The organism is Bradyrhizobium sp. SZCCHNR1002 (assembly GCF_032381435.1).
In the GTDB taxonomy this organism is placed as follows: domain Bacteria; phylum Pseudomonadota; class Alphaproteobacteria; order Rhizobiales; family Xanthobacteraceae; genus Bradyrhizobium; species Bradyrhizobium aeschynomenes.
This window is the reverse complement of sequence record NZ_JAUHIS010000001.1, coordinates 2,687,183-2,708,587: the sequence shown is the minus strand read 5'-3', so window position 1 is coordinate 2,708,587 and position 21,405 is coordinate 2,687,183. Positions and strand designations below refer to the sequence as shown.

16 protein-coding genes are annotated in these 21,405 nt (G+C 66.6%); 3 read left to right on the top strand and 13 right to left on the bottom strand.

Annotated features, from left to right (window positions below; all coding sequences use genetic code 11):
• Nucleotides 1–40 precede the first annotated feature (40 nt).
• Genes QX108_RS12225 through QX108_RS12215 form a run of 3 tightly spaced genes read right to left on the bottom strand, consistent with a single transcriptional unit; the run spans nucleotide 41 to nucleotide 5,312 of the window.
• Nucleotides 41–3,118: an efflux RND transporter permease subunit gene (locus tag QX108_RS12225; RefSeq protein WP_315721546.1), complete on the bottom strand. Its 3,078-nt coding sequence runs from the start codon at nucleotides 3,116–3,118 to the stop codon at nucleotides 41–43.
• Nucleotides 3,115–4,191, bottom strand: coding sequence for an efflux RND transporter periplasmic adaptor subunit (locus QX108_RS12220; RefSeq protein WP_315721545.1), 1,077 nt, complete (start codon nucleotides 4,189–4,191; stop codon nucleotides 3,115–3,117). The genes QX108_RS12225 and QX108_RS12220 overlap by 4 nt, the downstream gene beginning before the upstream one ends.
• Nucleotides 4,188–5,312 carry an efflux RND transporter periplasmic adaptor subunit gene (locus QX108_RS12215; protein WP_315721544.1) on the bottom strand — a complete coding sequence of 375 codons (1,125 nt, stop codon included), beginning with the start codon at nucleotides 5,310–5,312 and terminating at the stop codon, nucleotides 4,188–4,190. Before QX108_RS12215 ends, QX108_RS12220 begins: the two co-directional genes overlap by 4 nt.
• Nucleotides 5,313–5,657: 345 nt before the next feature.
• Between QX108_RS12215 and QX108_RS12210 the strand changes: the two genes are divergently transcribed.
• On the top strand, nucleotides 5,658–6,296 hold the full coding sequence (locus QX108_RS12210) for a TetR/AcrR family transcriptional regulator (RefSeq protein ID WP_172112265.1): 639 nt from the start codon (nucleotides 5,658–5,660) through the stop codon (nucleotides 6,294–6,296).
• A 33-nt stretch (nucleotides 6,297–6,329) separates the two neighbouring features.
• Here QX108_RS12210 and QX108_RS12205 read toward each other — a convergent pair whose 3' ends face one another.
• The 3 genes from QX108_RS12205 to QX108_RS12195 form a co-directional block, all read right to left on the bottom strand.
• The gene (locus tag QX108_RS12205; protein WP_315782155.1) at nucleotides 6,330–7,028 is read right to left on the bottom strand and encodes a hypothetical protein; all 699 of its coding nucleotides are present in this window, start codon (nucleotides 7,026–7,028) and stop codon (nucleotides 6,330–6,332) included.
• Nucleotides 7,028–7,324 (bottom strand): hypothetical protein, encoded by a 297-nt coding sequence (locus QX108_RS12200; protein ID WP_315782153.1) that lies wholly within the window; start codon nucleotides 7,322–7,324, stop codon nucleotides 7,028–7,030. Before QX108_RS12200 ends, QX108_RS12205 begins: the two co-directional genes overlap by 1 nt.
• Before the next feature lie 1,140 nt (nucleotides 7,325–8,464).
• Complete coding sequence (locus QX108_RS12195) at nucleotides 8,465–9,649, bottom strand: urate hydroxylase PuuD (protein WP_315782151.1); 1,185 nt, start codon at nucleotides 9,647–9,649, stop codon at nucleotides 8,465–8,467.
• Nucleotides 9,650–9,773: 124 nt separating this feature from the next.
• Between QX108_RS12195 and QX108_RS12190 the strand changes: the two genes are divergently transcribed.
• The gene (locus QX108_RS12190; RefSeq protein ID WP_315782149.1) at nucleotides 9,774–10,079 is read left to right on the top strand and encodes a hypothetical protein; all 306 of its coding nucleotides are present in this window, start codon (nucleotides 9,774–9,776) and stop codon (nucleotides 10,077–10,079) included.
• A gap of 17 nt (nucleotides 10,080–10,096) precedes the next feature.
• Here the strand turns inward: QX108_RS12190 and QX108_RS12185 are convergent, their stop codons facing one another.
• The 3 genes from QX108_RS12185 to QX108_RS12175 are packed head-to-tail and all read right to left on the bottom strand — an operon-like array spanning nucleotide 10,097 to nucleotide 15,057.
• Nucleotides 10,097–11,494, bottom strand: a complete 1,398-nt coding sequence (locus QX108_RS12185) for a nucleobase:cation symporter-2 family protein (protein ID WP_315782147.1) — start codon at nucleotides 11,492–11,494, stop codon at nucleotides 10,097–10,099.
• 27 nt (nucleotides 11,495–11,521) lie between these two features.
• Nucleotides 11,522–14,236, bottom strand: coding sequence for a molybdopterin-dependent oxidoreductase (locus QX108_RS12180; protein ID WP_315782145.1), 2,715 nt, complete (start codon nucleotides 14,234–14,236; stop codon nucleotides 11,522–11,524).
• Complete coding sequence (locus QX108_RS12175) at nucleotides 14,233–15,057, bottom strand: FAD binding domain-containing protein (RefSeq protein ID WP_315782275.1); 825 nt, start codon at nucleotides 15,055–15,057, stop codon at nucleotides 14,233–14,235. Before QX108_RS12175 ends, QX108_RS12180 begins: the two co-directional genes overlap by 4 nt.
• A 137-nt stretch (nucleotides 15,058–15,194) precedes the next feature.
• On the opposite strand from QX108_RS12175, the gene QX108_RS12170 reads away from it, so the two are divergent.
• The gene (locus QX108_RS12170) at nucleotides 15,195–16,541 is read left to right on the top strand and encodes an 8-oxoguanine deaminase (protein ID WP_315782143.1); all 1,347 of its coding nucleotides are present in this window, start codon (nucleotides 15,195–15,197) and stop codon (nucleotides 16,539–16,541) included.
• Nucleotides 16,542–16,620: 79 nt separating this feature from the next.
• On the opposite strand, the gene QX108_RS12165 is transcribed toward QX108_RS12170, so the two are convergent.
• The 4 genes from QX108_RS12165 to QX108_RS12150 form a co-directional block, all read right to left on the bottom strand.
• On the bottom strand, nucleotides 16,621–17,700 hold the full coding sequence (locus QX108_RS12165) for a BMP family ABC transporter substrate-binding protein (RefSeq protein WP_315782141.1): 1,080 nt from the start codon (nucleotides 17,698–17,700) through the stop codon (nucleotides 16,621–16,623).
• A gap of 81 nt (nucleotides 17,701–17,781) precedes the next feature.
• Nucleotides 17,782–18,699: an ABC transporter permease gene (locus QX108_RS12160; protein ID WP_172112256.1), complete on the bottom strand. Its 918-nt coding sequence runs from the start codon at nucleotides 18,697–18,699 to the stop codon at nucleotides 17,782–17,784.
• Nucleotides 18,686–19,777 carry an ABC transporter permease gene (locus QX108_RS12155; RefSeq protein ID WP_315782139.1) on the bottom strand — a complete coding sequence of 364 codons (1,092 nt, stop codon included), beginning with the start codon at nucleotides 19,775–19,777 and terminating at the stop codon, nucleotides 18,686–18,688. The genes QX108_RS12160 and QX108_RS12155 overlap by 14 nt, the downstream gene beginning before the upstream one ends.
• Nucleotides 19,761–21,329, bottom strand: a complete 1,569-nt coding sequence (locus tag QX108_RS12150; RefSeq protein WP_315782137.1) for an ABC transporter ATP-binding protein — start codon at nucleotides 21,327–21,329, stop codon at nucleotides 19,761–19,763. The genes QX108_RS12155 and QX108_RS12150 overlap by 17 nt, the downstream gene beginning before the upstream one ends.
• Nucleotides 21,330–21,405 lie beyond the last annotated feature (76 nt).

The following is a 21,405-nucleotide window of genomic DNA, read 5'->3' as shown; positions in this document are numbered from 1 at the left end:
GACGGCTTATCCCACGCAATTATCCGCGATTCGCCGGGCGTCAGGCGCCGTGCGGCGTGGCCTCGGGCGAGGCATCCTTCTCCGGGGCCTTGATGCGGAACCAGGCGACGTAGAGCGCCGGCAGGAACAGCAGCGTCAGCACGGTGCCGACGATGATGCCGCCCATCATGGCATAGGCCATCGGCCCCCAGAACACCTCGCGCGCGATCGGGATCAGCGCGAGCGAGGCGGCGGCCGCCGTCAGCATGATTGGCCGCATGCGGTGCTCGGTCGCCTCCATCACCGCCTCCCACGGCGGCCGTCCTTCGTCGCGCAGATGCTCGATCTGCACGATCAGGATGACGGAGTTGCGGATCAGGATGCCGATCAGCGCGAGCACGCCGAGGATGGCGACGAAGCCCAGCGGCGCGCCGCTCGGCAGCAGCGCTGCGACGACGCCGATCAGGGCCAGCGGTGCCACCGCGAACACAAGGAAGAGCCGCTGGAAGCTCTGCAGCTGCAGCATCAGGATCGTGGCCATCGCGAACAGCATCATCGGCACCACCGCGACGATCGGCGCCTGGCTCTTGCCGCTCTCCTCGACGCTGCCGCCGGTGACGACCTTGTAGCCGGCCGGAAGCTTGGCGTTGAAGGCCGTGATCGCCGGGTTGAGCTGATCGACCACGGTGTTGGGCTGCACCTGATCGATCACGCTGGCCTTCAGGGTCAGCGTCGGCTGGCGTGAGCGGCGCCAGATCTCCGGCTGCTCGATCTGGTAGCGCAGGGTCGCCAGCGCCGCGAGCGGGATCGACTGGCCGTTCGATCCGGACAGCTGCAGGTCGCGCAAGGTCTCCAGCGACTGCCGTTCCTTGGCCTGGGCGCGGCCGCGGACGTCGATCAAATAGATGTCGTCGCGCACCTGCGTGATCGAGGTGCCGTCCAGCACGCTGTTCAGCGCATTGGCAATGTCCTCGGAGGTGACGCCGAGCTGACGCGCCTTGTCCTGCAGCACGTCGACCTTGACGACGCGCGCGGGCTCCATCCAGTCGAAGATGACCGCGCCGAGATGGCTGTTGCCGCGCATCACGCCGGCAACCTCCTGGGCGATCTCGCGCACCTTGGCGACATCGGGGCCGCTGACGCGGTACTGCACGGGGCGGCCGACCGGCGGGCCGATGTCGAGCAGATGCACATAGGCATCCGTGCCGGGGAAGGTCTTGGTCAGATAGGCCTGCAGCTTGCCGCGGGCGCGGTCGCGCGCCTCGAGGCTCTTGGTGACGATGATGATCTGGCCGAACGACACGTCGGCCGGCTGCACGTCGAACGACAGCACGAAGCGCTGCGCACCGGAGCCGACATAGGTCGACCAATGGTCGATGTCGGGATTGCCCTTCAGCGCCTCCTGCTCGAACTGCGCCATCTGCGCATTGGTCTCCGCGATCGAGGAATTCTGCGGCAGGTTGAAGTCGATGACGAGCTCGTTGCGGTCGGAGGAGGGGAAGAACTGCTGCTGCACGAAGCGCATGCCGAACACCGAGAGCCCGAAGACCAGCACCGTGGCGACGATCGTGGTCCAGCGATGCTGCATGCAGGCCTTCAGCATCGCACGGAACACCCGCGTCAGCCGGCCGCCCTCGGCATGATGGCTCGGCAGCGAGGCGGGGAGAATGGTGACGCCGAGCAGCGGCGTGAACAGCACGGCCACGATCCACGATACGACCAGCGACACCGCGATGACGACGAACAGCGTGAAGGTGAACTCGCCGGCGGCGCTGTTGTTGAGGCCGATCGGAATGAAGCCGGCCACCGTCACCAGCGTTCCCGTCAGCATCGGGAAGGCCGTGGAGGTGTAGACGTAGGTCGCCGCCTTGCGCAGGCTGTCTCCCACTTCGAGCCGCGCCACCATCATCTCGACCGCGATCATGGCGTCGTCGACCAGCAGGCCGAGCGCGATGATCAGCGCGCCGAGCGAGATGCGCTGCAGGGAAATGCCGGTATAGGCCATGACCAGGAAGGTGATCGCGAGCACCAGCGGAATCGAGATCGCGACGACGAGGCCGGCGCGCACGCCGAGGCTGACGAAGCTGATCGCGAGCACGATGATGACGGCCTCGTACAGCGCCTTGGTGAAGCCGCCGACCGCTTCCTCGACGATCTTCGGCTGATCGGAGACGAGATGCACGCCGACGCCGACCGGCAGGTCGGCGATGACCTTGGTCATCTCCTCCTTCAGCGCCTCGCCGAAATCGAGCAGGTTGGCGCCGGCCTTCATGCCGATGGCAAGGCCGATCGCAGGCTGGCCGTTGAAGCGGAACAGCGACGTCGGCGGATCCTCGTAGCCGCGCGTGATGGTGGCGACGTCGGTGAGCGGGAAGAAGCGATCGTTGATGCGCAAATTGATCGCCTTGAGGCTGTCCTCCGAGGTGAACTGGCCGGAGACCCGCACCGCGACGCGCTCCGGGCCCGCCTGCAGCACGCCGGACGGCGACACCGCGTTCTGGGCCTGCAGGGCGGTCAGGATGGTGCGCTGGTCGATGCCCAGCGCGGCGACCTTGCGCGGCGAGAATTCGAGATAGATCACCTCGTTCTGCGCGCCGACGATGTCGACGCGGCCGACATTGGGCACGGTCAGCACCTTGGCGCGAACCTCCTCGACGCGGTCGCGCAGCTGGCGCTGGCTCAATCCGTCGCTGGTGAAGGCGTAGATGTTGCCGAACACGTCGCCGAAGCGGTCGTTGAAGCCGGGTCCGATCACGCCCGAGGGGAAGTCGCCCTTGATGTCGTTGATGAGGTTGCGCACCTGCAGCCAGGTCGGCACGACGTCGCGCGCCTTCGTCGTGTCGCGCAAATTGACGAACACGGTGGTCTGGCCGGGCACGGTCAGGCTCTTGGTGTAGTCGAGCGCCGGCAGCTCCTCGAGCTTCTTCTCGATGCGGTCGGTGACCTGGCGCGTCATCTCCTCGGCGGAGGCACCCGGCCATTTGGCCTGGATCAGCATCGTCTTGATGGTGAAGGAGGGATCCTCCTCGCGGCCGAGATGCAGGTAGGAGTAGAGCCCCGCCGCCATGAAGGCGATCATGAAATACCAGACGAGCGAGCGGTGCTCGAGCGCCCAGTCGGAGAGATTGAAGGACTTCACGGCTGAGCTTCCTGATCGATGCGGACGGACTGGCCATCCTTGAGACTGTGCACGCCGGCGGTGACGACACGCTGCCCGGCCTCGAGACCGCCGGTGACGCGGACGCTGCCGTCCTCGTTGCGGGCGATGGTGATTTCCTGTCGCTTGACGGTCTTGCTGGCGGCGTCGACCAGCCAGACGAAGCTCTTGTCGTTCTGCTCGAGCACGGCCGAGCGCGGCAGCCTGATGACGGTCTTCTGCTCGGTGTCGAGCGTCGCGGTGACCGTTGTGCCGAGACGCATGCTCTCCGGCGGATTGTCGAGCGTGATGCGGATGCGGCGCGTGCGGGTCGTGGCGTCGGCGCGCGGCGCGATCTCGCGCACCTTGCCTGCCGCGCTGATGTTCGGATCGACCTGCAGCCGCACCGTGAACGGTGTGCCCGCCTGCAGGCCGCTGGCGATGTCGTCGCCGACATCGATGACCGCCTCGCGCACATCGGGCCGCGCCACGGTGACGACGCTCACGCCCGGCGAGACGACCTGTCCGACTTCCGCGCCCACCGCGGTGACGATGCCCGCGAAATCCGCCTTCAGCCGGGCGTAGCCGAGCTGCTCTCGTGCCTTGGCAAGATTGGATTGCGCCTTGATCACCGAGGCCTGTGCAGCCGCGCGCGACTGCTCGGCGCTTTCCAGCGTGGCCTTGGTCGTCGCATCGGTCTCCAGCAGCGTGCGCTGCCGTCCTTCGGTGCCGGTCGCATTGGTCAGCTGCGCCTGGCTGCGCGACACCTCGGCGGCGGAGGCGCGGACCGCGAGCTCGAGCGCGGCGGGATCGATCGCGGCCACCACCTGGTCCTGCTTGACCATGTCGCCGACGAAGACGGGCCGCGCGATCAGCCGTCCCAGCACGCGGAAGCTGAGATCGGCCTTGTAGCGCGGCTCGATCGTGCCGGTGACGGCCGAGCCGTTGGCGGCCTGCGGCTCGACCTTCATCGACAGCACCGGCCGAACCGGCTCAGGGGCCGCGGCCTTGTCGTTGCAGCCGGCGAGCAGAGCAAGCGCGAGAAGCGGAATGGCCCAACGCATCGGCGTCATCACGACCGCGTCTCCTCGTTGAATGTGATCTGTTGTCCGACGCTCAGCAGCTTGCCGCCGTCGGTGACGACACGGTCGCCCGGTTGCAGCCCGGCGGAGACGACGATGGCGCCGGTCTCATAGTCCTCGATCTTGATCGGCTTGAGCGAGACGGTCTTGTTCGCGGCGTTCACCAGCCAGACCGCCGGTGTCTTGCCGGCGGCGGTCAGCGCACTCCATGGCAGCACGATGCGCTGCTCCGGCTTGATGAAGCCGGTGGCGCTGACGGCGCTGCCGAGGGTCATCTCCGGCGGCGGATTTTCGATCGCGATCTTGACGCGGACGGTGCCGGATTTGGGATCGATGGTCGGCGACACCTCGCGCACGGTGCCCTTGGCTGTGACCGAGGGGTCCGAGAGCAGCGCCAGCGCCACCTTGGTATCGTCGAACTTCAGCGACAGCGCCGCCTCGTAGACGTCGATCACGGCGTCACGGTCGCCGTCATGCGCCAGCGTGAACACCGACTGCGCGGCCTGGGCGACCTGGCCGACCTCGATGTTGCGCGCGGTGATGGTGCCGCTGGCGTCGGCGCGCAGCTCGGTGAAGGTCAGGGCGTCCTTCGCGGTGTCGCGCTGGGCCTTGGCGGCCTCCAACGAGCCTTCGGCCGTGCGCAGCGTCTCCTGCGCCTGGTCGAAGGTCGCGCGTGTCGTGAAGCCGCTCGAGATCAGCGTCTGCTGGCGGTTGAAATTGGAGGTCGCGACTTTCACCTGCGATTCCGCAGCCGCCACGGCGGCCTCCGCGGAATCAAGGTCGGCCTGTTGCTCGGCCGGATCGATCTTGGCCAGCAGCTGCCCGGCCTTGACGTGCGCGCCGACCTCGACGAGCCGCTCGGTGACGCGACCGCTGACCCGGAACGACAGGTCGGCGAGCACGCGCGCCTGGACGTCGCCGGTCAGGGTGATCGATTGCCGCCGCTCCGACAGCTTGACCACCTCGGTTCGCACCACCCTGGCCGGAGGCGCCGTCGCGGCGGTCTTCTGCTCGCAGCCCGCCAGGAGCAGTCCGATCGCGGCGCAGCCGACGGCCGCAAGCAGGCGCGAGCTGGGCGCGCGAAACGCAGGTGGAGATCGCGTGGGTGAGGTCATGGTTGCACGTTCGAGCCCAAAGCAAGGTTGGCGGTCGCAGCTCCGACCGAGGTCCGGGACCGTCGGTCTGGCGCGTCCGGACGGAGGGGACGGTTGCCGCAATCAGCCGATGAACCCGAACCGGGCGTTGCCCGCTGGGAGGTTCATGGCCGTAGGGGAACAAGCTGAGCACCATCCCCTTGACAGCACGTGAATTAGACAATCATTTCTAGAAAAAAATGTCTAGTAACATTCCTGTTGACGGGTTTAAAATAACGCATGCCAGCCAATCCGCCGGAAGGCCGGTCGGGATGACGCCTTTGCGGGGGACTCCCGCGAACTGCGAAACCAGAGTGTGAACGTGACGTGCGACGAAAAGATCTAGCGGACAAAGAGGGGGCTGCGCGGGCGTCGGCGCGCGAGCCGCGCCAGGCTCGTGGACGCGAGCGCCGCGAGCAACTGCTCGATGCCGCAGCCGCCCTCATCGCGGAATCCGGCCTCGCGGCCGTGAGCATGCACGCCGCAGCCGAGCGCGCCGGCGCCTCGATCGGCTCGGTCTATCACTTCTTCCGCGACAAGGGGCAGATGCTCGACGCTCTCGCCGAGCGACACGATGCCGAGCTCCAGCCGGCGTTCGATCGCGTGCTGCAGCGGAGCGATGCGGAGTGGGCCGCCCTGTCGCCCGCCGAGGTCGTCGAGCAACTGATCGGCTGGGCGATCCGCTACTTTGTCCGTCATCCCGATGCGCTGGCCACGCTCGACCTGCACGACCAGACCATGCATGCCGAGTTCAGGGCCGTCATCGATCGCGTCATGCGCGCCAAGCTCGGGGAGGAGCTGGGTCCGCAGGCGGCCACGACGCTCGACGCCGTCGTGCTCGGCACGCTGCTGTTCACGCGTGAGCAGGACCCGCGCAGTCGCGACGTCGTCGTTGCGGCGCTGCCGGAGATGATGGCGACCTATCTGATCGCGCTGGAGGCGAAGCGGAAGCGGGCGAAGCGGTGAGGTAAGGGCGGCGTATCGACGCGATCAGCGCAGCTACTTGAACAGCCACGCGTTCTTCCTCCGATGGATCGCCACCAGGTGCGGCGTCGCCGTGTCCCCGACCGGCTTGGCCGAGAGGACGATCTGATCCTCGTTGTCCCAGCGTTCGAACTCGTAGCGCCATTTGCCATCCTCCGGCGTGCGATGATGCCAGTCCTTCAGGTTCCGATCGCGTTTCGCCGGGATGACATCGATGCCGTCAGCCGGCCCCGAGCGGCTCTGCCGCGATGCGACCGACACCAGCCAGCGCTTCTCCGGCGAATAATGCGGCGGGGCGACGATGCCGATTTCGTCCCCGGTGTCGCCGCGCACCAGAAGCCAGTCGACGCCATCCAGACGGCCGCATTCGAGCAGGATCAGATCATGATCGGGGAAATAGCCGGTGAGCTGAAACTTGACGCAGCCCTTGGCGTCACCGCTTGCGCATTTGGCGTCCTGATTTCGATAGACGCGCGTGTGGCCATTGCGAAAGGTCAGCTTCAGTGCGGAGCCATTGCGTTGCGCGACGTTCGGGATCTGGGCGAGGCAGGCCGTCTCCGAGCGGTCGAGATCGCCGCGCCCTCGATCGTCGCTGCAGCGGCCGTCCTGCGATGGATGGTCGACGACGGAGAAGGCCGGCCGCTCCGCGCCCGCGGCGATGCCGCTGATCAGGCAGAGAAACGACGCCGCCGCGAGGCCACGCATCCTGCTCATCACAGACGCCTCGCCGTCGAATGCGTGTCGACATGATCTACCGTCGTGATCGGCAGCGGCTTGGAGGCCGCGATGCCGCCTGAGTAGCGACGGCGGTGGCGCCGCCGCCGTTCTCCGTTCGAGTTGCGCTGCCGCGCGAGCCGTTCGACCAGCCAGGCCACGACGCCGACAACGGCGAAGCTCACCAGCAGCGAGACGAAAAGCAGCCCCAGATAGAGCTTCAGCACCGATCCTGCGAAGCAGGCAAGCGCGATGAGCGCGGCAATGGCCAGCCGGCCTTTGACGGAGATCGACATGATGGGGCGTTTCGCTAAGAGCTGATTGTTGGCGCCACTGTAGCGTCATCATGCCTGCCGCCAAGCCGCGTCCAGATGGGTGGTAAATTTTGCCGCAAGGTCATGCCGACAATCGAACGTGCTCGAACTCATTCGTCGTCGCACGCGTAGCAGTTCAACTGCCCGTTGCGAAAATCCGGCTGTTGCAGAGTTCACTTCGCGCAACAGTCGCGAGGGGACGGAGCTGTCTCGAGCCGCGTGCGGTTGCTCGTCTTGCGTGTGTTGATTGTCGCAGACGAGGTCTGCACGCTTCACCGCAAATGCGCGTCGCAATGACCGCGGAGAGAGCTTCATTCGTCGTTGTCATCCCGGCGACGTTGCCGCGGACGCAGAGCGTCGTCGGGTGCGAGCCGGGACCACAGCCATCGAACGTCACGGGACGGGCCGCCGTCAGCTCGCCTGCCGGCGCAGTCGATGTCCTTGGCGGAAGCGATGCCGCCACTGCCTGCCGAGGCATCTCGATCGCGTGCGCGGCCAGGCGATTTTCGCAAATCGTTTCAGGCTGATTTGCCCTGTCCAGTCTCTCGGCGAAAAATATTCGTCTTTCGTTTTATCGGAAGATGTGGTTGTCTGTCGCCATCCCGCCTCGTGAAGAGGGACGTACGCGTCGTCACGATACGTGAGGTGGGGAGCGGTGGCCGCGAAAGGCAGCGTGTGACGATCGCTGTGGCGCGGACGCGAAATTGCGTGGTCCTGGCGCCCCGATGCTGGCGCCAAGCCCTGCGGGGATGATGATCCGCTGGGTGACGGTGGCTAACAAGCCGGACACCGAGGAGAGCGCGACATAAGCGTGAAGACCATCGCGCAGGGAGGGCCGGGTCTGTCCGGCTGTACCTGTGGTTCCTGCCCCGTGCAATTTTTTCGCACGGGGGCCACGGGCCTCAGCCGAGGTCCGGCCTTCCCTGCGCCCTCTCGTTTGATGGGGCGGACATGACGCACAACCCGGACCGATGGGCCGCGGGAACGCCGTGGTGCGACGTCTCCTTGCCGACGAATGATGTGAGTAAAGAGGGGCTCGCCTGCCGCGCGTGAACTCATCGCAACGCTGCACGCGGCGAGATCGGTTGTTTGAGATGTGAAGCAGGGCGACAGACGACGCTGCTATTGCGCGCCGGCCCAGGCGGCCAGCACGGCGCGCTCCTCGCCGGTGATCTCGGTGATGTTGCCGGGCGGCATGGCGCTCGACCAGGCGGCGTTGCGCGCGATCAGCCGCGCGTTGCGCCGGATGTTGTCGGCGTTGTCCAGCAGCACGCCCTTGGGCGCCGCGACGATGCCGTCCCACACCGGCTCGGCGGCGTGGCACATGCTGCAGCGGGAGGTCACGATCTCCTCGACCTGCGCGAAGCTCGGCCGCGTCGTCGCGGCCGTCCTGGTATCGCGCGGACCGGCGGCCGACAGCAGCAGGATTGCGATCATGCCGGCTGCGGCTACGCCCCACACCCACCATGGCGACGGATTGCCCTTGTGGCGCTCGTTGAAGAAATGGCGGATGACCGGACCGAGCGCCAGCACGATGGCGACGATGGCCCAGTTGTAGCGGGTACCGAACAAGAGCGGGTAGTGATTGCTGATCATCAGCACGACGACCGGCAGGGTCAGGTAGTTGTTGTGGACCGAGCGCTCCTTGCCGGCCTTGCCGAGCCTGGGGTCGGGCGCCTGGCCCGCCAGCAGCGCCGCGACGATCTTCTTCTGGTTGGGAATGATCACCGCGAACACGTTGGCGACCATGATGGTGCCGATGATGGCGCCGATCTGGTTGAAGGCGCCGCGGCCGCTCAGCACGTGGGTGAAGGCGTAGGTGAGCGCGACCAGGAAGACGTAGCCGCCGATGGCGAACGGCAGCTCGTGCTTCGCCAGCCCGCTACGGCAGGCGGCCTCGTAGAGCAGCCACGCCAGGGCCAGCGAGCCGAAGCTGAACAGGCCGGCCTGGATGGGCGTCAGATCGAGGATCGACTTGTCGACCAGGAACAGGTCGGCATTGAGATAATACACCACGATCATCAGCACGAAGCCGGACAGCCAGGTGGTGTAGGCCTCCCATTTGAACCAGGTCAGCTCGCTTGGAATCTGCGCCGGCGCTACCAGATATTTGACGATGTGGTAGAAGCCGCCGCCATGGACCTGCCAGGCCTCACCCATCACGCCCTTCGGCAGACCTTCGCGAGGCTTCAGGCTGAGGTCGAGCGCGATGAAGTAGAACGAGCTGCCGATCCAGGCCACCGCCGCGATCACGTGCAGCCAGCGGAAGATCAGGCTCAGCCATTCCGATATGATCGAAGCCCACATCGCGCGGTCATCTCCTTGTATGTTCTACTTGCGTGCGGATCGCGCCGCTCTATGTGTTCGTTGCAGTGGACTTCCGCAAAGCGATTGCGTTCAATAAGTTCGAAAGCAAAGCGGAACGGTTGTGATGAAGAGACTGGGTCTGATGATTCTCGTGGCGGCGCAGGCGGCCCTGACACACGCCGCAATGGCCCAGACCACGCCGAAGGGCGCCGCCAAGCGCACCGATGCCTGCGCGCCGATCGGACGTACCGAGGACGGCAAGCTGGTTTACTCGATGAAATGCGAGAGCATTCCAAAGCCGGTCGCGCCCGCGTCGTCGCCGCAGGCGGCCGCGCCGCCGGCGCAGCCCGCTCCGGTCGCCGAGCCGGAGCCCGAGACCGAGCGGAGCGGCTTGTTCGGCTGGTCCTACGACCGCCGGCCGAAGCAGTAGCGCAGCCATCCCCGGCCTCAGACGTGCTGCGCGGACGACGCAGCAGCCGCCGCATCGGCCTCCGCGGCCTTGCCGCTGCCGAGCCCGTTGAAAAAGGCATTCAGCAGCACGGCGACGACGGCGCACAGCAGGATGCCGGACTCCAGCAGCGGCTGCAGGTCCTTCGGCAAGGCGTGGAAGAAGCGGGGAGCAACCAGCGGGATCAGGCCGAAGCCGACGGAGATCGCGACAATGAACAGGTTGAAGCGGTTGGTCTTGAAGTCGACATTGGCGAGGATGCGCGCACCGGTCGCCGCCACCATGCCGAACATCACGAGGCCTGCGCCGCCGAGCACGACCTGCGGCACGGCTTCGACCAGCGCGGCCATCTTCGGCAGGAGGCCGAGCAGCAGCATGATGACGCCGCCGGCGATCGTCACCCAGCGGGTGCGCACGCCGGTGACCGAGACCAGCCCGACATTCTGCGAGAACGAGGTGTAGGGGAAGGTGTTGAAGATGCCGCCCAGCAGCGTGCCGAGGCCGTCGGCGCGCAGCCCGCGCGACAGCGCCTCGCGATCCACGGTCTTGCCGGTCATCTCGCCGAGGGCCAGGAACATGCCGAGCGATTCGATCATCACCACGATCATGACGATGCACATCGTGACGATCGGCACGAGCTGGAATTGCGGAACGCCGAACTTGAACGGGATCACCAGCGCGCCCCAGGGCGCTGCCGCCACCTTGTCGAAATGCATCACGCCCAGCAGCGTGGCCAGCACGGCGCCGGCGACGATGCCGAGCAGCACCGAGACGTTGGCGAGGAAGCCGGTGCCCCACTTGATGAGACCAAGGATGAACAGCAGCACGAACAGCGCGATGCCGAGTCCCTGCAACTGTCCGTAGTTCGGATTGGGAAAGGCGCCGGGCACGCCGTCGACCACCTTGGTGATGGTCGGCAGGCCGCCGCCGGCCCAGTTGATGCCGACGCGCATCAGCGAGATGCCGATGATCATGATGATGGTGCCGGTCACGACGGGAGGAAACAGCGGCAGCAGCCGGCTGATGAAGGGCGCGACGATGATGCCGAAGATGCCGGCGGCAATGACCGAGCCGTAGATGCCGAGCAGGCCGATGTCAGGCGAGGCCGCCATCGACAGCATCGGACCGACGGAGGCGAAGGTGACGCCCATCATGACGGGCAGGCGGATGCCGACGCCGGGAAAGCCGATGCACTGCACGAGCGTGGCAAGGCCGCAGGCGAACAGATCGGCGCTGATCAGGAAGGCGACGTCCTCCGGCGGCAGCTTCAGGGCCCGGCCGATGATCAGCGGCACCGCGACCGCGCCGGCATACATCACCAGAACGTGCTGCAAGCCGAGCGCGAGCAGTTTCGGCACCGGCAGCATCTCGTCGACCGGATGAATATCCTTGCTCATGTGTCCCCCCAGGTCCCCAGAACGATCTCAGTCGCCGAACGTCTCCTGCAACTGCGGAAACAGGTGGTCCGGCTTGAACGGCACGGATGTGAAGCGGATGCCCGTCGCCGCGCGCAACGCGTTGCCCAGCGCAGCCGCCACCGGATTGTACGGGCTCTCGCTCATCGACTTCGCCCCCAGCGGGCCGATCGCGTCATTGGTCGCGGCAAACAGCACCTCGGTGCGCGGCACATCGGCATAGGATGGCAGATGATAGTCGCGGAAGCGCGGATTGACCACGCGGCCGGTGTCGTCGATCACGATCTCCTCGTAGAGCGCAGCACCCAGCGCTTGCGCCACGCCGCCCTCGATCTGGCCGCGGCACTGCATAGGATTGGCGATGCGGCCGGCATCCGCCGCCTGCACGCTCCTGAGGATCTCGATCACGCCGGTGTGCTTGTTCACGGCCACGCGAAAGCCCTGGACGTTGAACGCGACCGACCGCGGCGTGCCCCGCGAATGGCCGCTGGCGGCGAGGGACGATCCGTTGGCCATCGCGAGCTCCGCGAAGGAGAGACGACGAGCGCCGCAGCTGATCGCATCATCTGCGATCACGCAATCAGCCGGAGCGACGCTCCAGCGCTGCGCGGCGAGGCCCTTGAGCTCGGCGGCCAGCGCCTCGGCCGCAGCCTGGGTGGCGCGGCCCGCAACGAAGGTGCCGGTCGAGCCGTAGGCGCCGGTGTCGTGACCGCCATGGGCGGTGTCCGACTGCTTCAGTGCGATGCGGTCGACCGTGGTGCCCAGCACGGTCGCGGCGATCTGGCGATGCACGGTGCTGGTGCCGTTGCCGAACTCGGCGGTGCCGACGGTGAGCGTGAAGCCGCCGTCGTCGTGCAGGCTGATGGTGGCATCGGCGATGTGGCCGTCAGGCGGCACGGTGTCGATCATCGTCAGCGCGATGCCGTCGCCCGTGAGCCACTCGTCCGACAGTTCCGGTGTCGGCGTGGCTTCGGCCATGGCGCGCTCGACGAGATCAAGGCACTGGTCGAGCCCGTAGGAGCCGTACAGCACGTCGCTGTGCCCGGAGCCGGGCGGGGCAAGCATCGGATCGCCGGGCCTGACGATGTTGCGGCGGCGCATCTCGAAGGGGTCGATGCCGAGTTTCAGAGCGAGCTCGTCGATCGCAGCTTCGACGGCGAAGGTGGTCTGCGGCAAGCCGTAGCCGCGATAGGCGCCGGCCGGCACCGTGTTGGTGTAGACGGCGATCCCGTCGACCTTCTTGTTGGGACAATTGTAGACGGAGATCGACTCGCCGCAGGCGTGGAACAGCACGGGACCGGCGTGATTGCCATAGGCGCCGGTATTGGAGAGCACGTCGAGCTGCAGCGCGGTCAGCTTGCCATCCCGGTCGGCGCCGGCCTTGACCGTCACGCGCATCGGATGCCGCGTCGACGTGGCGATGAACTGCTCCTCACGGGTGAATTCGAGCTTCACGGGGCGGCCGGTCTTCAGCGCTGCGAGCGCCAGGATGTCCTCGACGAACATCTCCTGCTTGCCGCCGAAGCCGCCGCCGACGCGCTCGCAGAACACGCGGACCTTGTCCGGGGCGAGCGCGAAGATCTCGGCAAGGGCCCGGCGCGTCAGAAACGGCACCTGGGTGCTGGAGCGGACGTTCAGCACACCCTCGCCGTCGAGCCAGGCGAGACCACCATGCGTCTCCAGCGCGGCATGCTGAACGCGTTGCGTCGTGAACGTGCCTTCGTAGGTCACGGCGGCCGAGGCCAGGGCGGCAGCCACGTCGCCGAACTCGCCATGGGTCTCGGCGACGATGTTGCGATTGACGTCGGCGATGCGATGCTCGGTCGAACGGCCGGCGTGAATGACGGGGGCACCGGGCGCGGTCGCGGCGGCGGGATCGACGATCGCCGGCAGGATCTGGTAGTCGACGACGAGCCGTCGGCAGCCTTCCTCGGCGGCGGCCTCGCTGTCGGCGACCACGGCGGCGACCTTCTGGCCGACGAAGCGAACGACATCGTCGAGCACGCGGGTGTCGGCCGGATCCATCCAGGCCTGCTCGTGGCGCGCCGTCGAGAACGGCACGGCCGGCGCATCCTCATGCGTGAGCACCGCATGCACGCCGGGGACCGCCAACGCTGCCGCCCTGTCGATCCCGATGATGCGTGCATGGGCATGCGGCGAGCGCAACAGCTTGATGTGCAACAGGCCGCCGATCGCCGTATCGAACGTGTAGCGCGCCTGACCCTGAACCACGTCGGGCCCTGCGGGAGCGGGCAGGCTGCGGCCGAAGGCTTCGCCGGCCACGACCTCTTCGACATGGGTCCGCCCGAGCAGCGCGTCCTCGATGGCGCGATAGCCGGTGCAGCGGCAGAGATTGCCCTTCAGGGCAGCGCCGAGATCCTTCTTCTGAGCCTGGTTGAGCGAGGCGCAGGTGACGATCATGCCCGCGGTGCAGAAGCCGCATTGAAACGCCTGGGCATCGAGGAACGCCTGCTGCATCGGGTGCAAGCCATCATCGGAGGCGAGGCCTTCGACCGTCGTGACCGCCTTGCCATCGGCGCGGAAGGCCGGGATCAGGCAGCTGTGCACCGGCTCGCCGTCGAGCAGCACGGTGCAGGCGCCGCAATCGCCGGCGTCGCAACCCTTCTTGACGCCGAAATGGCCGGTGTCGCGCAGGAACGTCCGCAGACATTGCCCGGGACGCGGGACGGATTCGACGGCTCTCCCATTGACGATCACGCTCATGGCCTGACGCCTGCGAGCTCGGCGCGGATCGCCTCGGCGAGACGCAAGGTCATCGCCTTGCGCCAGGCAGGTTTGCCATGGACATCGTCATGATACAGCGCATCAGGAATGTCGCCGAGAATGCTGGCGCGCAGCGCGGCTTCGTCCGGCATCGTGCCGAAACGCAGCTGCAGCGGCTTGACGGTCGAACCGGTCACCGTCAGCAGCAGGTCGCCGTCGCGGCCTTGCGTGCCGATCAGCAGCGCGCCGGAGCGGCCAACCGGGCTGAGCGCGATCTGGCGGAACGCTGTCCGCCGCTTCAGCGCGGTCAAGGGAATGTCGATCTGACGCAGCAGATCGCCGGGCGCAAGCACGTTGCTATTGTTGCCCGTGACGAAGTCCACGACCGAGATGCGCCGCTCGGTGCCGTCATTCTTCCAGATCGTGCAGACGCCTTCGAGCGCGGCGAGCAGCGAGATCATCGGGCCGGCCGGCAGCGACATGCAGAGATTGCCGCCGACGGTCGCCGTCTTCCAGATCTTGAACGAGGCGAGGAACGCCCGGCAGCATTGGTCGATCAGCGGCGCCGCGATCCAGTCGGCCGGGCAGGGCAGCGCATCGAACTCGGCGACGCTGCAGGTTGCGGCGATGCAGAGGCCCAGGTCATCGATGGTGAGAGCCGGCCAGGCGAGGTCGCTGAGATCGATCAGCCGCGACAGCTGGACCTGCGGTTCCGAGAACAGCCATGTGCCGCCGGCCAGCCAGGCATCGCCTGCCTTCCAGGCGGGCAACTCGGCCCGTGTTGTCGGGCGCACGACCTCGGTGATGGTGTTCAGGTCCATGGTCACGCAAGCTCATCGGCGCAGCATCTCGCCGGTGAAATCCTTGCAAGACCAACGCCAACTGGCAATAGGATGATGCTGGCCCTGCGCTTGCAGGCAGGCGACACGAAGGCGCAATCAGCGAGACGAGGGCAGCCATGAGCACCACGCCGATCTGGATCAAGGACCCGCTCGCCATCCTGGCCGACGGCGCTGCGCGAGGGATCGTCATCAGGGATAGCCGCATCGTCGAGCTGGTGGCGGCCGGCGCCGAGCCGGCGACACCGGGCGCTGTGGCCTATGATGCAAGCGCGCATGTCGTCATCCCCGGGCTGATCAACACGCATCATCACTTCTACCAGACGCTCACCCGGGCGCTACCCGCCGCGATGGACCGCGAGCTGTTTCCCTGGTTGAAGGCGCTCTATCCGGTCTGGGCGAAGCTCACGCCGGAATCGCTCGATGCCGCGGTCACGCTGGCGATGGCGGAGCTGATGCTGTCGGGCTGCACCACGACGACTGATCATCACTATGTCTTCCCAGCCGGCCTCGAAGATGCCGTCGGCATCGAGGTCGCCGCGGCCAGGCGGCTCGGCATCCGCGTGCTGCTGACGCGCGGCTCGATGAACCTGTCGGAACGCGACGGCGGCCTGCCGCCTGACCGCGTGGTGCAGGACGAGGATACGATCCTCGCCGACAGCGAGCGGGTGGTCGCGGCCTATCACGAGCGCGGGCCGGACGCGATGGTGCAGATCGCGCTGGCGCCGTGCTCGCCGTTCTCAGTGACAGGCTCATTGATGCAGAAGACGGCGGCGCTGGCCGACAAGCTCGACGTGCGCCTGCACACGCATCTGGCCGAGACCGAGGACGAGAACCGCTTCTGCGAGGAGATGTTCGGGTGCCGTCCGCTCGACTATCTCGAGCAGAACGGCTGGCTCGGCCCGCGCACCTGGCTGGCACACGGCATCTTCTTCAATGCCGAGGAGATGAAGCGGCTCGGCAAGGCGAAGACCACCATCAGTCATTGCGCCTGTTCGAACCAGTTGCTCGCCTCCGGCTGCTGCCCGGTCTGCGAGATGGAGGAGGCGGGTGTCGGCATCGGCCTCGGCGTCGACGGCTCGGCGTCGAACGACGGCTCCAATTTGATGCAGGAGGTGCGCTCCGCCTTCCTGCTGCAGCGGGCGCGCTATGGCGTTGGCCGGATCAGCCACAAGGATGCCTTGCGTTGGGCAACCAAGGGCTCAGCCGCCTGTGTCGGTCGGCTCGAGCTCGGTGAGATCGCGGTGGGGAAGGCCGCGGATCTGGCGCTGTTCAAGCTCGACGAGCTGCGCTTCTCTGGCGCCGGCGATCCGATCGCCGCGCTGGTGCTGTGTGGCGCGCACCGCGCCGATCGCGTGATGGTTGGCGGCCGTTGGACCGTGGTCGACGGCGCCATCCCGGGTCTCGACATCGCTGGCCTGATTAGCCGGCACAGCGCGGCAGCGAAGACAATGCGGGGAGGGTAAGACGGAGCTTACTGAGCATCGATCGCGACTGCTCTCTCCCCGCTGGCGCGGAGAGAGAGGTCAGAACGGGACCGGGCGCCTACTTGCCCGGCAGCTTGTCGTCGACGCCCTTGACGTAGAAGTTCATGCCGAGGATCTGGCCGTCGGCGAGATGGTCGCCGCCCTTGCACTCGACCTCCTTGCCGTCCTGCGCCACGATCGGGCACTTGAACGGATGCAGCTTGCCGGAGGTGATCGCGGCCTGCGTCTCCTCGGCCATCTTCTTCACGTCGTCGGGCATGTTGGTGTAGGGCGCCATCTCGAACATCTTGGAGTCGAGGCCGCCCCAGGTGTCCTCGGACTTCCAGGTGCCGTCGAGCTCGGCCTTGACGCGGGCGATGTAATAGGGACCCCAGGTATCGAGGATCGAGGTCAGCTGCGCCTTCGGGCCGAACTTGATCATCTCGGAATCCTGTCCGAAGGCGAGCTTGCCGCGCTCGGCCGCGACCTGCATCGCCGCCGGACTGTCGGTGTGCTGCATGATGATGTCGGCACCCTGGTCGAGCAGCGCCTTGGCGGCGTCGGCTTCCTTGCCCGGGTCGAACCAGGTGTTGACCCAGATGATCTTGACCTTGATGTTCGGATTGATCGACTGCGCGCCGAGCATGGTGGCGTTGATGCCGGAGACGACCTCGGGGATCGGGAACGAGCCGATATAGCCGAGCACGCCGGCCTTCGACATCTTGGCCGCGATCTGGCCCTGGATGTAGCGGCCCTGGTACCAGCGGCCCGAATAGGTCGACATGTTCTTGTCGCGCTTGTAGCCGGTGGCGTGCTCGAAATGCACGTTCGGATACTTCTTGGCGACCTTCAGGGTCGGGTCCATGTAGCCGAACGAGGTCGTGAAGATCAGCTTGTTGCCGGCGCGGACCAGCTGCTCGATGGCGCGCTCGGAGTCCGGGCCCTCCGGCACGTTCTCGAGATAGGTGGTCTCGATCTTGTCGCCGAGCTCCTTGACCAGCGCCTGGCGACCGAGTTCGTGCTGATAGGTCCAGCCGAGATCGCCGATCGGGCCGAGATAGATGAAGCCGACCTTCAGCTTGTCTGCGGCGTGCGCCACGCCGGCGATGTTGCTCGCCAGCACCAGCGCGGCGGCAGCCCCCAGAAGCCTTTTCATCATCGTCAGTATCTCCAAACAGTGAGGGGAAAACCGGGTGGTCCCGAGCGCCGCGCCCCATCGCAGGCGATTGGGATGATGGCTTCAGCGGTCCGGTACGAACACGGTGCCCAACGCCGCGGGTGCGGTCGAGCCGCCGGTGCGGGCGCGCGACAGCAGCACGAGCACGATGACGGTCGCAAGGTAAGGCAGCGCCGACATGACCTGCGAGGGGATGCCGACGCCCGCACCTTGCGCATGCAGCTGCAGGATCGTCACCGCGCCGAACAGATAGGCGCCGATCACGAGACGGCCCGGTCGCCACGATGCGAACACGACCAGCGCCAGCGCGATCCAGCCGCGGCCTGCGGTCATGCCGGGAATGAAGAACGGCGTATAGGCCAGCGGCAGATAGGCGCCGGCGAGCCCGGCGCAGCCGCCTCCGAACAGCACGGCCAGCAGGCGAATGCGCAGCACGGGATAGCCGAGTGCGTGCGCGGAGACGTGGTTGTCGCCGCAGGCGCGCAGCACCAGGCCGGCGCGGGTGCGGTAGAGAAACCACCAGACGGCAATGATCAGGGCCAGCGACAGGTAGACGAAGGCATCCTCGCCGAACAGGATGCGGCCGACCAGCGGGATGTCGCTGAGACCGGGAACGGAGAGTTTCGGTGCCGTGGTGATGCGTTCGCCGACGAAGCGGGCGCCGATCAGGCCGGACAGGCCGATGCCGAGGATGGTCAGCGCGAGGCCGGTCGCTACCTGGTTGACGGCGAGGCCGAGCGTCATGAAAGCGAAGATCAGCGACATCAGCATGCCCGCGACGATGCCGCAGAGCGCACCGACGATGATCGAGCCCGACATCCAGGCGCCTGCGAAGCCGCAGGCGGCACCGACGATCATCATGCCCTCGACGCCGAGGTTGAGCACGCCCGCGCGCTCGGTGACCAGCTCACCGGTGGCTGCGAGCAGCAGCGGCGTCGATGCCGCGAGCACCGACAGGATGATTGCTTCAACCAGCACCACTTTGCACCTGCCGCGAGGCGAAGACGAGCTTGAAACGATAGAGGATGAGGGAGTCGCAGGCGAGCACGTAGAACAGCAGGATGCCCTGAAAGACCTTGGTGACATCGAGCGGAATCTTCATCGTGATCTGGGCCTGCTCACCCCCAATGAAGGTCAGTGCAAGGAAAAGTCCTGCAATTAATATTCCAACCGGATTGAGCCGGCCCAGGAACGCCACGATGATCGCGGTGAAGCCGTAGCCCGGCGAGATGCCCGGTTGCAGATGGCCGATGGGACCCGCGACCTCGATGATGCCGGCAAGTCCCGCCAGCGCGCCCGACACCGCGAAAGTGAGCAGGACAAGCTGGTTGGCGTTGAATCCACCGAAACGTGCGGCCCGTGGCGCGACACCGACGACGCGGATCTCGAAGCCCTTGATGGTCCGGTCGAGCAGAACGAAGGCACCGGCAACGACGACGAGCGCAATGATGCTGCCGAGATGAAGGCGCCCGCCTTCGATCAGGACCGGCACGGTCGCGACCGGATCGAATTCCGCCGTGGTCGGGAAGTTGAAGCCGGCCGGATCACGCCACGGCCCGCGCACGAGATAGTCGAGCAGGAGGTCTGCGACATAGACCAGCATCAGGCTGGTGAGGATCTCGCTGGCGCCGAACTTCACGCGGCACAGCGCCGGGATCAGCGCGTAGAGCGCGCCGGCAACGGCTCCCGCGACCAGCATCGCCGGCAGCACCCAGTGCCCGGCATCGGTGCCCTGCGTGTTCACCGCGATCCAGCTGCCAGCGACCGCGCCCATCAGGAACTGGCCCTCGGCCCCGATGTTCCAGGCATTGGCGAGGTAGCACAGCGACAGGCCGATCGCGATCATCACCAGCGGCGTCGCCTTCACCGCGATCTCCTGCAGGGAGTAGCCGTCGGTCAGCGGCGCGATGAAATAGACGCCGAGCGCGGTGATCGGGTTCTTGCCCAGGATGGCGAACAGAATGCTCATGGTGACCAGCGTCAACCCGATCGCGATCAATGGCGAGACCAGCGCGATGCTGCGCGAACGCTCGGCGCGCTTCTCAAGCACCAGCTGCATGCGAAGCCTCCTTCCGATCGAGATTGGCGCCGCCCATCAGCAGACCCAGTCTTTCGCGCGTGGCGTGCACGCGCGGCAGTGGCTCTGACAGATGCCCATGAAACATCACCGCGATCCGGTCGGAAATCTCGACCAGCTCGTCAAGGTCCTGGCTGGTGACGAGCACCGCGGCTCCCGCGCTGGCGAGATCGATCAGAGCCTGGCGAATGATCGCGGCGGCGCCGGCGTCGACGCCCCAGGTCGGCTGGTTGACGATGAGGACCGCGGGCTTGCGCAGGATCTCGCGTCCGACGACGAATTTCTGCAGATTGCCGCCGGACAGGCTCGCGGCCTCGGGGTCGCGCTTGGCCTTGCGAACGTCGAACGTCTCGGTTGTCAGGTCGACCGTGCGCAGGGTCGCCGCTGCATCGATGAAGCCGTGCCGGACCATGTCGCTGGCGGCGTGCCCTGTCAGCAAGGCATTCTCGGACAATCGCATGCGCGGCGCGGTGCCGTGCCCGAGCCGCTCCTCCGGCACGAAGGCTGCGCCCATCTTGCGGCGCTCCGTGATCGAGCGGTTGCCGCAGGCCAGGCCGTCGAGGATGATCGTGCCGGGCTCCTTGACGAGGCGTTCGCCGGACAGGGCGGCGAAGAGCTCGTCCTGGCCGTTGCCCGCGACGCCGGCAATGCCGAGAATCTCGCCGCCCTTCAGCTCGAAGGAGATATTCTGCAGGCGGACACCGTGCAGCTCGGCCGGCGCAAGTGTGAGATCGTTGACGACCAGCCGCGGCACCGTCGTGCGCCGCTCGGCCGGGGGAATCACCTCCCTGATCTCCGTGCCGACCATCATGCGGGCCAGCGAGGCTGCGGTCTCGCGCTTCGGATTGCAGGTCGCGACCTTCTTGCCGCCACGCAGGATGGTGGCGGTGTCGCACAGCCGCTTCACCTCATCGAGCTTGTGGCTGATGTAGAGGATGGCCCGGCCTTCGGCCTTCAGGCGCTCGAGCACCACGAACAGCTGGTCGGCCTCCTGCGGCGTGAGTACCGCGGTGGGCTCGTCGAGAATAAGGAATTTCGGGTTCTGCATCAGGGCGCGCACGATTTCGATGCGCTGCCGCTCACCGACGGACAATTGCCAGACCTCGCGCTTCGGATCGAGCGGCAGGCCGTAATCGCGCGCAACGTCGGCGAGCCGGGCGGTGATGGCCTTCAAAGGCTCCTTGCCGTCGAGCCCAAGAGCGACATTCTCGGCTACAGTGAGGTTGTCGAACAGCGAGAAATGCTGGAACACCATGCCAATGCCCAGGGATCGCGCCTCCGCGGGGCCGGACAGTCTGATGGGCGCGCCCTGCCAGCGCAGCTCACCCGCGCTCGGTTGCACCAGTCCGTAGATGGTCTTGACCAGAGTCGACTTGCCGGCGCCGTTCTCGCCCAGCAGCGCGTGAATCTCGCGGGGGACGACCTCGAGGTCGATCTTGTCGTTGGCGAGGAAGTCGCCATAGCGCTTGGTCAATCCGATCGCCTGCAGGAGCGGATGCGTGGTGTTCGGATCGGCCGGCGCGGGGTCAGGCATCGGGGTCATGGGCAAGGAATGGAACTGCCTTAATTGTGAGCTAATTCGTGGCGGCGCGTAAGAGGCGAAAAGCGCC

What these genes read in the sequence shown, in the direction of transcription:
- QX108_RS12215 (WP_315721544.1), bottom strand. Translation starts at nt 5,312, where the DNA reads ATGACCTCACCCACGCGATCTCCACCTGCGTTTCGCGCGCCCAGCTCG.
- QX108_RS12205 (WP_315782155.1), bottom strand. Translation starts at nt 7,028, where the DNA reads ATGAGCAGGATGCGTGGCCTCGCGGCGGCGTCGTTTCTCTGCCTGATC.
- QX108_RS12200 (WP_315782153.1), bottom strand. Translation starts at nt 7,324, where the DNA reads ATGTCGATCTCCGTCAAAGGCCGGCTGGCCATTGCCGCGCTCATCGCG.
- QX108_RS12195 (WP_315782151.1), bottom strand. Translation starts at nt 9,649, where the DNA reads ATGTGGGCTTCGATCATATCGGAATGGCTGAGCCTGATCTTCCGCTGG.
- QX108_RS12190 (WP_315782149.1), top strand. Translation starts at nt 9,774, where the DNA reads ATGAAGAGACTGGGTCTGATGATTCTCGTGGCGGCGCAGGCGGCCCTG.
- QX108_RS12185 (WP_315782147.1), bottom strand. Translation starts at nt 11,494, where the DNA reads ATGAGCAAGGATATTCATCCGGTCGACGAGATGCTGCCGGTGCCGAAA.
- QX108_RS12180 (WP_315782145.1), bottom strand. Translation starts at nt 14,236, where the DNA reads ATGAGCGTGATCGTCAATGGGAGAGCCGTCGAATCCGTCCCGCGTCCC.
- QX108_RS12175 (WP_315782275.1), bottom strand. Translation starts at nt 15,057, where the DNA reads ATGGACCTGAACACCATCACCGAGGTCGTGCGCCCGACAACACGGGCC.
- QX108_RS12170 (WP_315782143.1), top strand. Translation starts at nt 15,195, where the DNA reads ATGAGCACCACGCCGATCTGGATCAAGGACCCGCTCGCCATCCTGGCC.
- QX108_RS12165 (WP_315782141.1), bottom strand. Translation starts at nt 17,700, where the DNA reads ATGATGAAAAGGCTTCTGGGGGCTGCCGCCGCGCTGGTGCTGGCGAGC.
- QX108_RS12155 (WP_315782139.1), bottom strand. Translation starts at nt 19,777, where the DNA reads ATGCAGCTGGTGCTTGAGAAGCGCGCCGAGCGTTCGCGCAGCATCGCG.
- QX108_RS12150 (WP_315782137.1), bottom strand. Translation starts at nt 21,329, where the DNA reads ATGCCTGACCCCGCGCCGGCCGATCCGAACACCACGCATCCGCTCCTG.